The sequence below is a fragment of the Pseudomonas shirazensis genome (genome assembly GCF_050496565.1).
Lineage (GTDB): Bacteria > Pseudomonadota > Gammaproteobacteria > Pseudomonadales > Pseudomonadaceae > Aquipseudomonas > Aquipseudomonas shirazensis_A.
The window spans coordinates 170,007-184,068 of record NZ_JBNWAE010000008.1 but is presented as its reverse complement, the minus strand read 5'-3'; the positions used below and the strand labels follow the sequence as shown (position 1 = coordinate 184,068).

The window sequence follows — 14,062 nt, the reverse complement described above, 5'->3', positions numbered from 1 at the left end:
CGCACAATGCGTGGGCTGAGACAGTGCCCAGCCAGCAATCGCAGGGCCGCGTGGCAGCCCCGTCAGTGGCTCAGACGAAACACAGGGTCAACGGCTCGGCGATGTAGGCCGGCTTGTCTTCGCCTTCGATTTCCAGGGTAGCGAGGATCTTCAGCAACCACTGGCCAGGCTTTTTCTCGGTCGCCTCCCTCAGCTCGACCTTGAGACGGACATTGCTGTCGACCTTGACTGGCTGGATGAAGCGCACGCTGTCCAGGCCATAGTTGACGATCATCTTCATGCCCTCGGGCAGCACGAGGATGTCTTCCATCAGCTTGGGGATCAGCGACAGGGTCAGAAAACCATGGGCGATGGTGCAGCCGAACGGGGTCTTGCTGGCTTGTTCCGGGTCGACGTGGATGAACTGGAAATCGCCAGTGGCTTCGGCGAACAGGTTGATGCGTTGCTGATCGATGGTCAGCCAGGCGGAACGTCCCAGTTCCTTACCAACGTACTGCGAAAGCGCTGCAACAGGTACATAGGGCATCGTGACTCTCCAGGTTGTCGTGTCTGCTCAAGTGGTACGCGCGTGCAAGATCATCATGTTGGCAGCACGCGGTCAAGCGAGGATGTGCTGGCCACGCGCCCGGCCACGCGTGTTTATAATGGCCGCCATGCCCCAAGGAGAAGCTTATGCTGTTGCGTGGATTGACCTGGCTGGTGTTGTTTCAGTTGCTGGGTACGGCACTCAATCACCTGCTGGTGCCGATTCTGCCCGGGCCGATCATCGGCCTGTTGCTGCTGCTGGTGTTTCTCATCGCCCGCGGCGAAGTCGGCAAACCGTTGAACGAAGCGGCCTCCAGCTTGCTGCGTTACCTGCCGTTGCTGCTGGTGCCGCCTGCCGTTGGGGTGATGGTCTACGCCAAGGACATCGCTGCTGACTTCTGGGCAATCGTCGGCGCGCTGGTGCTGTCGTGCCTGCTGACCCTGGTATTCGTCGGCGTCTTGATGCAGAAGCTGATCCAGCGCCAGAGCAAGCCGGAGGAGCACCCATGATCCTCGATTGGCAAGGTGCACTGGATGCCGTAGTGCACCATCCGCTGTTTGGCATCGGCATCACCCTGGGTGCTTACCAGTTGGTGCTGGCGGCCTTCGAGAAGACCCGCTGGATCTTTTTGCAGCCGGTGCTGGTCTCGATGGTGGTGGTGATCACTATCCTGCTGCTGTGCGGCATCGACTACAGCGAGTACCGCAAGAGCACCGAGATCATGAACATCCTGCTCGGCCCTGCCACGGTGGCGCTGGCGGTGCCGCTGTATCTGAACCTGCGGCGGATTCGCCAGTTGTTCTGGCCGACCTTTACTACGCTGGTAATCGGAGGGGTGTTCGCCACCGGTGCCTGTGTGCTGCTGGGTTGGTGGTTCGGCGCCGAGCACATGATCCTGATGACCATGGCACCCAAGTCGGTGACTTCGCCGATTGCCATGCTGGTGGCCGAGCAGATCGGCGGCGTGGCGGCGTTGGCGGCGGTGTTCGTGTTGATCACCGGGGTGATCGGGGCGATTTTCGGCCCGGCGCTGCTCAGCCGCTGTGGCGTGCACAGCGCTGAAGCGCGGGGCATGTCGCTGGGGATTACCGCACATGCGGTAGGCACCTCGGTAGCCCTGCAGGAAGGTGACGAATGCGGCGCCTTCGCGGCGCTGGCGATGAGTTTGATGGGTGTGGCCACGGCGGTATTCCTGCCGTTGGCGGTTAGCCTGGTGGCTTGAGGATTGAACATGACGCTCCCGCTGTTTCCGCTCAACACCGTGCTGTTTCCGGGATGCATGCTTGATCTGCAGATCTTCGAGGCGCGCTACCTGGACATGATCGGCCGCTGCATGAAGCAGGGCGCTGGCTTTGGCGTGGTGTGCATCCTCGAGGGCGAACAGGTCGGCAAGGCGCCGATGGGCGTAGCGCCGATTGGCTGCGAAGCGCTGATCCGTGACTTCGAACAGCAGGACAACGGCCTGCTTGGGATTCGCGTCGAGGGCGTGCGCCGTTTCGAGGTCGGCCAGACCAACGTGCAGAAAGACCAACTGCTGCTGGCCGAGGTGAACTGGCTGGCCGACAGCGCTGACAGTGCCTTGAGCGAGGAGGATGATGACCTGGTGGCGCTGCTGCTGGCCCTGAGTGAGCATCCAATGGTCGCGGCGCTGGATATGCCGCGCGCCGAAGGGCGCCAGGCGTTGGCCAACCAGTTGGCCTACCTGCTGCCGTTTATCGAAGATGACAAGCTCGAGCTGCTGGCAATCGACTCGCCGCAGCAGCGCCTGGCGGCGATTCAATCGCTGCTCGAGCGCATGCAAGGCGAGCTGTTTGCCTGATCAGGAGCGCCGCTAGGCGCTCCTTCACACTCAGTACTGATAGCGCAGCAGTGCGTGGGGCAGGGCGTACAGGGCAAAAAACGCCAGCAATGCCACGCACGCCGGCAGAATCAGCCACCACACTCGCAGCGGTAGCGCCGTCAACGGTTGGCGCCACTGCACCAGGGTCAGGCTCAGGGCGCAGATGCAGCAGGCCAGCAGGGCCCCGGCCAGGATGTCGGTAGGCCAGTGCGCGCCCAGGTAGACCCGCGACAGGGCAATCGACAGCGCCGGGATACAGCCGAGCATTATCCAGGTCAGGCGCATCCGCGGCGGTTGCCCACGGCCGGCCAGTACCGCCATCACCAGAAAGAACGCAAATGAGGCCGAACTGTGCCCGCTGGGCATGCTGTAGGTGGTCAGCGGGTCGCTGAGCACTTCTGGTCGGGCCCGGGCAAACAGCCATTTCAGCGTGCCATTGGCAATCGCGGTGCCCATCAGGGCGCTACCTGCGAAGACCGCATGGCGCCATTGCCGAGCCAGTAGCAGCAGGCCAGTCAGCAAGCCGCCGAGGAACAGCTGGGTGCGGAAGTCGCCCAGGCGGGTGACGATCACCACGATGCCGTCGAACGCCTGGCTACGGTGCTCCTGCACCAGGGTCATCACGCCCTGGTCGAACTCATGCAGGAACGGCCAGCCGAGAAACACCCCGGCCAGCGCCAGAAAGCTCATCCCGGCAATCAGCCGGGTACCGTGGCGCTGGTCACGAATGCTGCTGCTCAGGCTCAGGCCGATCAACACGGCCAAGGTGCCGGCGATGATCCCTGCGTCCAGCCAGAAGCCTTCCGGCAGTGGCAGGCGCATCGCCGCGCCGGTGGCCCAGCCAGGCAGCAGATAAGCCACCGACCAGCCCGCGCCAGCCACCAGGCTCACAGCAATGAAGCGCGGCAACGGCATGTCGAACATGCCGGCGACCATCGGCAGCATCGGCCGCAGCGGGCCGATGAAACGGCCCACCAGCAGACTGGCGATGCCATAGCGCTGGAAGTAGGTCTCGGCGCGGCCGATCCACTCCGGGTGATGGCGGATTAGCGGCAAGCGCCGGATGTTCTGGTGGAAATACTTGCCGATGGCATAGGACATGGCGTCCCCGAGCAAGCCGCCGGCAAAACCCAGCAGCAGCGTTTCGCCCAGGGTGAATGCGCCACTGCCGGCCAGCACGGCGACGGCAAACAGCAATACCGTGCCCGGCACGATGATCCCGGCAATCGCCAGGCATTCGACACAGGCCACCACGAAGATTGCCACGCCAAGCCATTGTGGATTGGCGCTGAGCCAGCCGGTCAGGCTGTCGAGCCATTGGCCCATGGTCAGCTTCCTTGTACGAGAGTTGAGTAGTCCCGGCCTTCGACTTGGCCCCGGCGCAGCGGGTTCCGTGTGCAGAAACGGGCGAATTGGGCATCGACGAAACGGTAGGGCAGGTGCTCGTCGCGGCCATGGGGGATGCCCAGGCGAGCACACTGGATGATCTGCGGCACTGCCAGCGCACAATCCTCGACATACAACGCCTGCGGATCGAAGCGCTGCCCGTCCCACTGCGGCACCTTCAGGCCCAGCGCGCGACAGAGCAGGGTCTGCCCGGCGCAGAGACGCTCGGGCGGGCGCAGCTGGCCACTGGCATCAGGGTTGTTCAGTTGCATCCGGGCCAGGCTGTTGGCGTCCGAGAGGGCATCGGTGAACGGGTAGGCTGACTTGATCAACACGGCATTGCCCGGGCCGTGGGCGCTGAAGTTCAGCGAATCGCCGCCGCGGGCGTAGTACATATAGATGTGCCCGCCGTCGAGAAAGAGCGCCTTGCGCTTTTCGGTATAGCCCAGCGAGGCGTGGCTGCCCTTGTCGGTCAGGTAATAGGCTTCGGTCTCGATGATCCGCGCAGCCAGCCACAGGTCGCCCTGACGGTGGCGAATGACTTTGCCCAGCAGCGCCTTGGCCAGGGTCTGGGCATCACGGTCGAAAAAGCTGTTTGGCAGGGCGCGGGCCGGGCAGGGGGCTGGGTCTGGCATGCTGGCTGTTCGTGATGGAATGGCGCGATCATAGCAATTAATCGCTTAATCGAGGCTGAACGCTGGCGCAGATGGCTGCATGTCGGCGCAAACCGATTTCGCCCAGCAACGACGGGCCTTTCAGGCTTCACGAGGATCAGTTTGGTCAAGCCAGGTTACATCTTTCCTGTCTATTAACCGCGTCATCTTCTACCATCCGCCACCCGCCGCTGGGCGTACTGGTGCCCGCCAGTTATAATCAGCCGATTTCCCCTTTCGCCAAGACACCGAGCCCATGACTGAGTCCGTTCTTGACTACATGACCCGCCTGGGTCGCGCTGCCCGCCAGGCCTCGCGCGTGATCGCCCGCGCCAGCACTGCACAGAAGAACCGTGCCCTGCAGGCTGCTGCCGATGCGCTGGATGCCGCCCGCGCCGAGCTTACTGCCGCCAATGAGCAGGACCTCGCCAATGGCCGCAGCAATGGTCTGGAAGCGGCGCTGCTCGATCGTCTGGCGCTGACGCCTGCGCGTATCGACGGCATGATCACCGGCCTGCGCCAGGTGGCCAGCCTGCCCGATCCCGTCGGCGCCGTGCGTGACATGAGCTACCGCCCGTCGGGCATCCAGGTCGGCAAGATGCGCGTGCCGCTGGGCGTGATCGGGATCATCTACGAGTCGCGGCCGAACGTGACCATCGATGCTGCCAGCCTGTGCCTGAAGTCGGGTAACGCGACCATTCTGCGTGGCGGCTCCGAGGCGATTCATTCCAACCGCGCGATTGCCACCTGCATCCAGCGCGGCCTGGCTGCCGCAGGTTTGCCAGCGGCAGTGGTGCAGGTTGTGGAAACCACCGATCGTGAGGCGGTCGGTGCATTGATCAGCATGCCCGAGTTCGTCGACGTGATCGTCCCGCGTGGCGGCCGTGGCCTGATCGAGCGGATCAGCCGCGATGCCCGCGTGCCGGTGATCAAGCACCTCGATGGCATCTGCCATGTGTACATCGACGCCCACGCCGACCTCGACAAGGGCTGGCGCGTTGCTTTCAACGCCAAGACTTACCGCTACGGTATCTGCGGCGCCATGGAGACCTTGCTGGTCGACCAGGCCATTGCTGCCGACTTCCTGCCGGAAATGGCCCGGCGCTTCCAGGTGCACGGCGTCGAGCTGCGCGGCTGCGAGCGGACCCGGGATATCATCCAGGCAGCGCCTGCCAGCGAAGACGACTGGCACACCGAATACCTCGACGCGATCCTGTCGATTCGCGTGGTCGACGGCCTCGAGCAGGCCATCGAGCACATCAATCACTACGGCTCGCACCACACCGACTCGATCATTACCGAACACCAGGGTCAGGCCCGGCGCTTTATCGCCGAGGTCGACTCGGCGTCGGTAATGCTCAATACCCCGACCTGCTTTGCCGACGGCTTCGAGTATGGTCTGGGTGCCGAGATCGGTATTTCCACCGACAAGCTGCATGCGCGCGGTCCGGTCGGCCTCGAAGGCCTGACCTGCGAGAAATACGTAGTCATCGGCGATGGCCAGCTGCGCGGCCAGGAGCCGAGCTGAGTTGAATCAGGCCCCTGCAGTGCGGCGCGTCGGCATTTTCGGCGGTACCTTCGACCCGGTTCATATCGGCCACCTGCGCAGTGCGCTGGAGGTGACCGAGCTGATGGGCCTGGACGAGCTGCGCCTGCTGCCCAACGCCCGCCCGCCGCACCGCGACACGCCACAGGTAGACGCCCAGGCGCGGCTGGCGATGGTGCAGAGCGCGGTCAGTGGGGTTGACTGCCTGAGCGTCGATGCGCGCGAGCTGGGCCGTGACAAACCGTCGTATACCATCGACAGCCTGGAATCGATCCGGGCCGAGCTGGGCGGCGATGACCAGTTGTTTCTGGTCCTGGGCTGGGACGCTTTCTGCGGCCTGCCAGGCTGGCACCGCTGGGAAGAATTGCTCCAACATTGCCACATCCTGGTGCTGCAACGCCCGGAGGCGGATGTCGAACCACCAGACGAGCTGCGCAACCTGCTGGCGGCGCGCTCGCAAAGCGATCCCACTGCCATGTCCGGCCCGGCGGGTCACATTTCGTTCGTCTGGCAGACCCCGCTTGCGGTGTCGGCCACGCAAATCCGACAGCTGCTGGCCAGCGGCAAGTCGGTACGGTTTCTGGTGCCGGATGCAGTACTGGCCTACATAGAGGCGCACGATCTGTATCGTGGGTCCAACTGAGGGCGCCGTTGGGGCGCCTCATTCAAAACGAGTTGAACGAGTAACTATGAAGAAGCAAAACGACATCACTGCCGAAGAACTGGTCGAAGTGGCCAAGGAAGCGCTGGGAGAGGTCAAGGCCCTGGATATCCAGGTGATCGACGTGCGTGACAAGCACAGCCTGACCGACTACATGATCATCGCTACCGGTACCTCCAATCGCCAGATCAACGCGATGCTGGACAAGGTTCGCGAGCTGGTCAAAGCCAAGGGCGTCATGCCGCTGGGCGAAGAAGGCAAGGGCGAAAGCGATTGGGTTCTGCTCGACCTGAACGACGTCATCGTGCACATGATGACCGCCGCTGCGCGTCAGTTCTACGACCTCGAGCGCCTGTGGATGGGTGCCGAGCAGAGCCGTGCTGCCGATGGCAAGCACCACAGCTCCGAGAACGGCGCCAACGAGTACTTCGACAAGCTCAACAAGCAATAAGGAAGCGCCGTGCGTCTGCGATTGATCGCGGTCGGCTCGCGCATGCCCAAGTGGGTCGAGGAAGGCTGGCATGAATATGCCAAGCGCCTCCCTGCTGAGTTGCCGCTCGAGCTGGTGGAAATCCCGCTGAACACCCGGGGCAAGAACGCCGACGTGGCTCGCCTGATCCGTCAGGAGGGGGAGGCCATGCTGGCCAAGGTTCAGCCCGGCGAGCGCATCGTCACCCTCGAAGTCCACGGCAAGCCGTGGAGCACCGAGCAGTTGGCGGTCGAGCTGGATCGCTGGCGCCTGGATGCGCGGACGGTGAATTTGATGGTGGGCGGGCCGGAAGGCCTGGCGCCTGAGGTGTGTGCGCGCAGCGAACAGCGCTGGTCGCTGTCGCCGCTGACCTTGCCGCACCCGTTGGTAAGGATACTGATAGGCGAACAGATCTACCGCGCCTGGACCGTGTTGTCCGGGCATCCCTACCACAAATGAGCCTGTAAGCCCGCCCGATGTCGCAGCCGATCCGCCTCAAAGACCACGAGAAAGACGCCCGTCTGGTGCGCAACCGCGTCGTGGTCGGCGCTGTGGCGATCATGCTGTTGGTGTGCGTGCTGATTGCTCGGCTGTACTACCTGCAGATCATCCAGTACGACTATCACTCGACGCTGTCGGAGAACAACCGGGTGCATGTGCAGCCGATCCCGCCGACCCGCGGGCTGATCTTCGACCGCAACGGGGTGATCATCGCCGACAACCGGCCCAGCTTCAGCCTGACCATGACCCGCGAACGCGCCGGCAAATGGCCAGAGGTGCTGGACGCCATCGTCGAGGTGCTGGGGCTCACAGCGGACGACCGTGCCCTGTTCGAGAAGCGCATGAAGCAGGGCCGGCGGCCATTCGAGCCCGTGCCGATCCTGTTCGAGCTCAGCGAAGACCAGATCGCCCGGATCGCCGTCAACCAGTTCCGTTTGCCGGGCGTGGAAGTGGCTGCGCAGTTGGTCAGGCATTACCCGCAGGGTGCGCACTTTGCCCACTCGGTCGGTTATGTCGGGCGGATCAACGAGAAAGAGCTGAAGACCCTTGATCCGGTCAACTACAGCGGCACCCACCATATCGGCAAGACCGGCGTCGAGCGCTTCTATGAAGATGCCCTGCACGGTCAGGTCGGTTACGAAGAGGTCGAGACCAACGCCCGCGGCCGCGTGTTGCGCGTGCTCAAGCGTACCGACCCGGTCCCCGGCAAGGACATCGTGCTGGGCCTGGACATCAAGCTGCAGGAAGCCGCCGAGCTGGCCCTGGGTGGGCGTCGTGGCGCGATCGTGGCGCTCGACCCGCGTTCGGGTGAGGTACTGGCGATGGTCAGCCAGCCAAGCTTCGACCCTAATCTGTTCGTCACCGGCATTGGCTTTCAGGCCTACGCCGACCTGCGCGATTCGATCGACCGGCCGCTGTTCAACCGGGTCCTGCGTGGGCTGTATCCACCCGGTTCGACGATCAAGCCCGCAGTGGCCATCGCCGGCCTCGACAGCGGTGTAGTGACGGCCGGCAGCCGGGTGTTCGACCCGGGCTATTACCAGTTGCCCAACTACGACCACAAATACCGTAACTGGAACCGCACCGGTGACGGCTGGGTAGATCTTGACCTGGCGATCATGCGTTCCAACGACACCTACTTCTACGATCTTGCGCACAAGATGGGCATCGATCGCCTGTCGAGCTACATGAACAAGTTCGGCCTCGGCCAGCGCGTGTCGCTGGACATGTTCGAGGAGTCCTCCGGGTTGATGCCGACCCGTGAGTGGAAGCGCGCCACCCGCCGCCAGGCGTGGTTCCCGGGCGAGACGCTGATCCTCGGCATCGGCCAGGGTTACATGCAGACCACGCCGCTGCAGATGGCCCAGGCTACTGCGCTGATCGCCAGCAAGGGCAAGTGGTTCCGCCCGCACCTGGCCAAGACCATCGAGGGCCAGCCGCCGGTGGACGAGAACCCGGTCGAGGACATCGTCCTGCGTGACCCGTCCGATTGGGCCAAGGTCACCCACGGCATGGAGCAGGTGATGCACAACGCCCGCGGCACCGCCCGCGCGGCTGCCACCGGCGCGCAATACCGCATCGCCGGCAAGAGCGGTACCGCTCAGGTGGTCGCGATCAAGCAGGGCGAGAAGTACGACCGCAACAAAGTCCAGGAGCGTCACCGTGACCACGCCCTGTTCGTCGGTTTCGCCCCGGCTGACGATCCGAAGATCGTCGTCTCGGTGATGATCGAGAACGGCGAGGCCGGTGGCCGTGTAGCGGCGCCGGTGATGCGCCAGATCATGGACGCCTGGCTGCTCGACGCCAACGGCCAGTTGAAAACCGAGTTCGCACCCGCCACCGTCGCTCAGGAAAAGGCCCAGTGATTAACAATTTTGATCGCATGCTCTCCAGCGAAGACGTCATGCGTCGGCGCGCGAGCTTTCTTCAGCGCATCCACATCGACGGCCCGCTGCTGATCATTCTGCTGACCCTCGCCGCCGGCAGCCTGTTCGTGTTGTATTCGGCCAGCGGCAAGAACTGGGACTTGCTGAGCAAGCAGGCGACCTCGTTCGGCATCGGCCTGGTCTCGATGTTCATCATTGCCCAGCTCGAGCCACGCTTCATGGCCCGCTGGGTGCCGCTGGCGTACCTGACCGGGGTGTTGCTGCTGGTGGTGGTCGACGTCATGGGCCACAACGCCATGGGCGCCACGCGCTGGATCAACATCCCCGGGGTGATCCGCTTCCAGCCTTCGGAGTTCATGAAGATCATCATGCCGGCAACCCTGGCCTGGTATCTGTCCAAGCGCACCCTGCCGCCTGATCTCAAGCATGTGGCGATCAGCCTGGTGCTGATCGGCGTGCCGTTCATTCTTATCGTGCGCCAGCCGGACCTGGGTACCGCGCTGCTGATTCTGGCTTCCGGCGCGTTCGTGCTGTTCATGGGTGGCCTGCGCTGGCGCTGGATCATCAGTGTGATCGCCGCGGCAGTGCCGGTGGCGGTGGCGATGTGGTTCTTTGTCATGCACGACTACCAGAAGCAGCGCGTACTGACCTTCCTCGACCCTGAGAGCGACCCGCTCGGCACCGGCTGGAACATCATCCAGTCCAAGGCCGCGATCGGCTCTGGTGGGGTGTTCGGCAAGGGCTGGTTGCTTGGCACCCAGTCGCACCTGGACTTTTTGCCGGAAAGCCACACCGACTTCATCATCGCCGTGCTCGGCGAGGAATTCGGCCTGGTCGGCATCTGCATGCTGCTGATCGTTTATCTGCTGCTGATCGGCCGCGGCCTGGTCATTACCGCACAGGCGCAGACCCTGTTCGGCAAGCTGCTCGCGGGCAGCCTGACGATGACCTTCTTTGTTTATGTGTTCGTCAATATTGGTATGGTCAGTGGCTTGCTCCCGGTGGTGGGGGTGCCGCTGCCCTTCATTAGCTATGGCGGAACTTCGTTGGTGACGCTGCTGTCAGCGTTTGGCGTTCTGATGTCGATCCACACCCACCGCAAATGGATCGCGCAAGTTTGAATAAGGTGAACAATTTCATGCAAGCAGTGCGTAGCTGGGCGGCCCGTTGGGCGCCGTGGATCGGCGCAATGGGCCTGCTCGGCGCAGTCCAGCAGGCCAGTGCCGGCGACTACGACGGCTCGCCGCAGGTGGCCGAGTTTGTCGGCGAAATGACCCGCGACCACGGCTTTGCCGGCGAACAGCTGATGGGCGTGTTCCGCGAGGTGCAACGCAAGCAGTCGATTCTTGACGCGATTTCGCGTCCGGCGGAGCGGGTCAAGCCGTGGAAAGAATACCGGCCGATGTTCCTCACCGATGCGCGCATCGCCCGCGGTGTCGACTTCTGGCGCCAGCACGAGGCAACCCTGGCGCGTGCCGAGCAGGAATACGGCGTGCCGGCTCAGGTGATCGTGGCGATCATTGGCGTGGAAACCTTCTTTGGCCGCAACACCGGCAACTACCGGGTGATCGACGCCCTGTCGACGCTGGGTTTCGACTACCCGCCGCGGGCGGAGTTCTTCCGCAAGGAGCTGCGCGAGTATCTGCTGCTGGCCCGGGAAGAACAGCTCGACCCACTGACCCTGAAAGGCTCGTACGCCGGCGCCATGGGCCTGCCGCAGTTCATGCCGAGCAGCTTTCGCGCCTACGCAGTGGACTTCGACGGCGACGGCCATATCAATATCTGGAACAACCCGGATGACGCCATCGGCAGTGTCGCCAGCTACTTCAAGCGCCACGGCTGGGTTGCCGGCGAAGGCGTGGTCAGCCGTGCCCAGGTGCGTGGCGAGCGCGCCGACGAAGGCCTGACCAGCGGTATCGAGCCGGTCATGACCGTCGCTCAATTGCGTGCCTTGGGCTGGTCGAGCAATGATGCGCTGCGCGATGATCTGCCGGTCACCGCCTTCAAACTGGAAGGCGACAACGGCCCTGAATACTGGATGGGCCAGAAGAACTTTTATGCGATCACGCGTTACAACCGCAGTGTGATGTACGCCATGGCCGTGCATCAGCTTTCGCAACAGCTGGTCATTGCACGGGGCGTCAAGTAATGCGCGGATTGTTTACTACTCATTCCTTCAAACTGCTGACCTGCATCGCCGTCAGTGCGGTCCTGGTCAGCTGCTCATCGAGCCGCCCAGCACCCAAGAGCAGCGGCGGGGGTGGCAACGTCATCCGCTCGCAGCCGGGCCTGGACATCAACCGCGCGCACAAGGATGGCGCGCCATGGTGGGACGTCGACGTCAACAAGATCCCCGACGCCACCCCGACCGTGCACACCGGCAACTACAAGGCCAACCCGTACACGGTGCTGGGCAAGACCTATTACCCGATCCAGGAGTCGCGCAACTACCGCGCCGAGGGTACGGCATCGTGGTACGGCACCAAGTTCCACGGCCAGAACACTGCCAACGGCGAGGTCTATGACCTGTACGGCATGAGCGCGGCGCACAAGACCCTGCCATTGCCGGCCTACGTCAAGGTAACCAACCTCGACAACCAGCGCAGCGTGATCCTGCGGGTCAATGACCGCGGCCCGTTCTATTCGGACCGGATCATCGACCTGTCATACGCCGCCGCCAAGAAGCTCGGTTACGCCGAAACCGGCACCGCGCGTGTGCGCGTCGAAGGCATCGACCCGCAGCAGTGGTGGGCCCAGCGTGGCCAGCAGGCGCCGTTGGTGCTGAAAGAGCCGCAAGTCGCGCAGACCCAGCCGCTGCCCGCCAGCACTGGCAAGGTCGAGCAGTGGACACCGCCAGCGCAGCAACATGCCGCTGCCGTGGTGCCGGTGCAGATCGCCAGCAACAGCGTGCCGAGCAACACCGGCGGCATGTTCCTCCAGGTCGGCGCCTTCGCCAACCCGGATGCTGCCGAGCTGCTGCGCTCGAAACTGAGCACCATGGTCAGCGCGCCGGTGTTCATCAGCTCGATCGTGCGCAACCAGCAGACCCTGCACCGCGTGCGCCTGGGGCCGATGAGCAGCCAGGGCGAAGTGCAGCAGACTCAAGACAGCGTGCGTCTGGCCAATCTCGGCCAGGCCAAGCTGGTCACCGACTGAGCGCGGAACTCACGGCGCCCGCTGCGGCCTGAACTGGGCGCCGGGCTGTCCGTTTTGTCATGAATTGCCCGGCGCGGCCATGTACAATGGCCGTTTTTGCCCCGCCAGGCCCCGCGCCAGGCTCCTGGGCTGCCACGCAGCTCACATAACTAGACTGACTGGGCGTTGGGCTTCGAGCCCACGGAACATCAGACCATTAGCGATTTTCGAGAGACGGATGAACATCACCAACCTTGCCAAACGACTTTGCCTGCCTGTCCTGCTGATGATCACCCCTGCTGCCTTTGCAGCAGAGCAGATGATGCCAGCCCCACCACAGCTGGCAGCCAAGTCCTACGTACTCATGGACGCGTCCAGCGGCAACGTGCTGGTCGAAAACAACGGTGACGAGCGCCTGCCGCCAGCCAGCCTGACCAAGCTGATGACCGCCTACATCGCCACCCTCGACATCCGTCGCGGCCAGATCGGCGAGAACGACCCGGTTACCGTCAGTGAAAACGCCTGGCGTACCGGCGGTTCGCGGATGTTCATCAAGGTGGGCAGCCAGGTCACCGTCAGCGACCTGCTGCACGGCATCATCATCCAGTCGGGCAACGATGCCTCGGTCGCTCTGTCCGAGCACATCGCCGGCAGCGAAGATGCCTTTGCCGATATGATGAACAAGACTGCTGCCGATCTGGGCATGAGCAACAGCCACTTCATGAACCCGACCGGTCTGCCGCACCCTGAGCATTACTCGTCGGCCCACGACATGGCCCTGCTGGCGCGCGCGATCATCAACGAGGACCCGGCTCACTATGCGATCTACTCGCAGAAAGAGTTCTTCTGGAACAACATCAAGCAGCCCAACCGCAACCTGCTGCTGTGGCGTGACAAGACCGTCGATGGCCTGAAAACCGGCCACACCGACGAAGCCGGCTACTGCATGGTCGCTTCCGCAGTCCGTGACGGCCAGCGCCTGATCGCCGTGGTGTTCGGTACCAACAGCGAGCAATCGCGTGCTGCCGAAACGCAAAAGCTGCTGACCTATGGCTTCCGCTTCTTCGAAACCCAGACCTTCTACCAGAAGGGCACCGAGCTGACTCAGGCGCCGGTATGGAAAGGCGCGACCAACCAGGTTAAAGCCGGTCTGGCCAACGACCTGACCATGACCATGCCTAAAGGCCAATTGAAGCGCCTGGCCGCTTCGATGACCATGAACCCACAGCTGACCGCGCCTATCGCAAAAGGTGACGTGATCGGTAAAGTCGAAGTCAAACTTGACGAGAAAGTGGTTCACAGCGCCGACCTGATCGCCCTCGACGGCGTTGAGGAAGGTGGTATCTTGCGCCGTATGTGGGATAGCATTCGTCTATTCTTCTACGGGTTGTTCAACTGATAACGTGACCTGCCACGCTCCCGCCAATCCGGCGGGAGCGTTGTTGTTGCCACGGCTTAC

The 14,062-nt window shown here is 63.3% G+C and carries 15 protein-coding genes; 12 read left to right on the top strand and 3 right to left on the bottom strand.

Features of this window, described 5'->3' with window-relative positions; translation table 11 throughout:
• Positions 1 to 70 precede the first annotated feature (70 nt).
• Entirely contained in the window at positions 71 to 526 is a 456-nt protein-coding gene (locus tag ACQZ2L_RS13925; protein ID WP_430326649.1) for a MaoC family dehydratase, read from the bottom strand.
• A 146-nt stretch (positions 527 to 672) separates the two neighbouring features.
• Here ACQZ2L_RS13925 and ACQZ2L_RS13920 point away from each other — a divergent pair, with 146 nt between their 5' ends.
• From ACQZ2L_RS13920 to ACQZ2L_RS13910, 3 genes are read left to right on the top strand one after another with little or no spacing between them, the layout of a single operon-like run.
• Complete coding sequence (locus ACQZ2L_RS13920; RefSeq protein ID WP_101322275.1) at positions 673 to 1,035, top strand: CidA/LrgA family protein; 363 nt, start codon at positions 673 to 675, stop codon at positions 1,033 to 1,035.
• On the top strand, positions 1,032 to 1,748 hold the full coding sequence (locus ACQZ2L_RS13915) for an LrgB family protein (protein WP_430326648.1): 717 nt from the start codon (positions 1,032 to 1,034) through the stop codon (positions 1,746 to 1,748). Before ACQZ2L_RS13920 ends, ACQZ2L_RS13915 begins: the two co-directional genes overlap by 4 nt.
• Before the next feature lie 9 nt (positions 1,749 to 1,757).
• Positions 1,758 to 2,345: an LON peptidase substrate-binding domain-containing protein gene (locus ACQZ2L_RS13910; protein ID WP_430326647.1), complete on the top strand. Its 588-nt coding sequence runs from the start codon at positions 1,758 to 1,760 to the stop codon at positions 2,343 to 2,345.
• A 30-nt stretch (positions 2,346 to 2,375) separates the two neighbouring features.
• Here ACQZ2L_RS13910 and ACQZ2L_RS13905 read toward each other — a convergent pair whose 3' ends face one another.
• Positions 2,376 to 3,692 (bottom strand): bifunctional DedA family/phosphatase PAP2 family protein, encoded by a 1,317-nt coding sequence (locus tag ACQZ2L_RS13905; RefSeq protein WP_150570977.1) that lies wholly within the window; start codon positions 3,690 to 3,692, stop codon positions 2,376 to 2,378.
• 2 nt (positions 3,693 to 3,694) lie between these two features.
• Positions 3,695 to 4,387, bottom strand: coding sequence for a DNA-3-methyladenine glycosylase (locus ACQZ2L_RS13900; RefSeq protein WP_430326646.1), 693 nt, complete (start codon positions 4,385 to 4,387; stop codon positions 3,695 to 3,697).
• Between the two features lie 274 nt (positions 4,388 to 4,661).
• Between ACQZ2L_RS13900 and ACQZ2L_RS13895 the strand changes: the two genes are divergently transcribed.
• The 9 genes from ACQZ2L_RS13895 (at position 4,662) to ACQZ2L_RS13855 (ending at position 14,002) form a co-directional block, all read left to right on the top strand.
• Entirely contained in the window at positions 4,662 to 5,933 is a 1,272-nt protein-coding gene (locus ACQZ2L_RS13895; protein WP_430326645.1) for a glutamate-5-semialdehyde dehydrogenase, read from the top strand.
• Positions 5,902 to 6,594 carry a nicotinate-nucleotide adenylyltransferase gene (gene nadD / locus ACQZ2L_RS13890; RefSeq protein ID WP_430326644.1) on the top strand — a complete coding sequence of 231 codons (693 nt, stop codon included), beginning with the start codon at positions 5,902 to 5,904 and terminating at the stop codon, positions 6,592 to 6,594. Before ACQZ2L_RS13895 ends, nadD begins: the two co-directional genes overlap by 32 nt.
• 46 nt (positions 6,595 to 6,640) lie before the next feature.
• Positions 6,641 to 7,063, top strand: coding sequence for a ribosome silencing factor (gene rsfS, locus ACQZ2L_RS13885; protein ID WP_101322268.1), 423 nt, complete (start codon positions 6,641 to 6,643; stop codon positions 7,061 to 7,063).
• A gap of 9 nt (positions 7,064 to 7,072) precedes the next feature.
• The gene (rlmH, locus tag ACQZ2L_RS13880) at positions 7,073 to 7,540 is read left to right on the top strand and encodes a 23S rRNA (pseudouridine(1915)-N(3))-methyltransferase RlmH (protein ID WP_101322267.1); all 468 of its coding nucleotides are present in this window, start codon (positions 7,073 to 7,075) and stop codon (positions 7,538 to 7,540) included.
• A gap of 17 nt (positions 7,541 to 7,557) precedes the next feature.
• On the top strand, positions 7,558 to 9,447 hold the full coding sequence (mrdA, locus tag ACQZ2L_RS13875; protein WP_430326643.1) for a penicillin-binding protein 2: 1,890 nt from the start codon (positions 7,558 to 7,560) through the stop codon (positions 9,445 to 9,447).
• A gap of 38 nt (positions 9,448 to 9,485) precedes the next feature.
• Positions 9,486 to 10,589, top strand: a complete 1,104-nt coding sequence (gene rodA, locus ACQZ2L_RS13870; protein ID WP_178080848.1) for a rod shape-determining protein RodA — start codon at positions 9,486 to 9,488, stop codon at positions 10,587 to 10,589.
• A gap of 17 nt (positions 10,590 to 10,606) precedes the next feature.
• Complete coding sequence (gene mltB / locus ACQZ2L_RS13865) at positions 10,607 to 11,617, top strand: lytic murein transglycosylase B (protein ID WP_430326642.1); 1,011 nt, start codon at positions 10,607 to 10,609, stop codon at positions 11,615 to 11,617.
• Positions 11,617 to 12,624 carry a septal ring lytic transglycosylase RlpA family protein gene (locus ACQZ2L_RS13860; protein ID WP_430326641.1) on the top strand — a complete coding sequence of 336 codons (1,008 nt, stop codon included), beginning with the start codon at positions 11,617 to 11,619 and terminating at the stop codon, positions 12,622 to 12,624. The genes mltB and ACQZ2L_RS13860 overlap by 1 nt, the downstream gene beginning before the upstream one ends.
• 217 nt (positions 12,625 to 12,841) lie before the next feature.
• A complete protein-coding gene (locus ACQZ2L_RS13855; RefSeq protein WP_101322263.1) occupies positions 12,842 to 14,002 on the top strand; it encodes a D-alanyl-D-alanine carboxypeptidase family protein in 1,161 nt (386 codons plus the stop codon).
• The last annotated feature ends 60 nt before the right edge of the window (positions 14,003 to 14,062 follow it).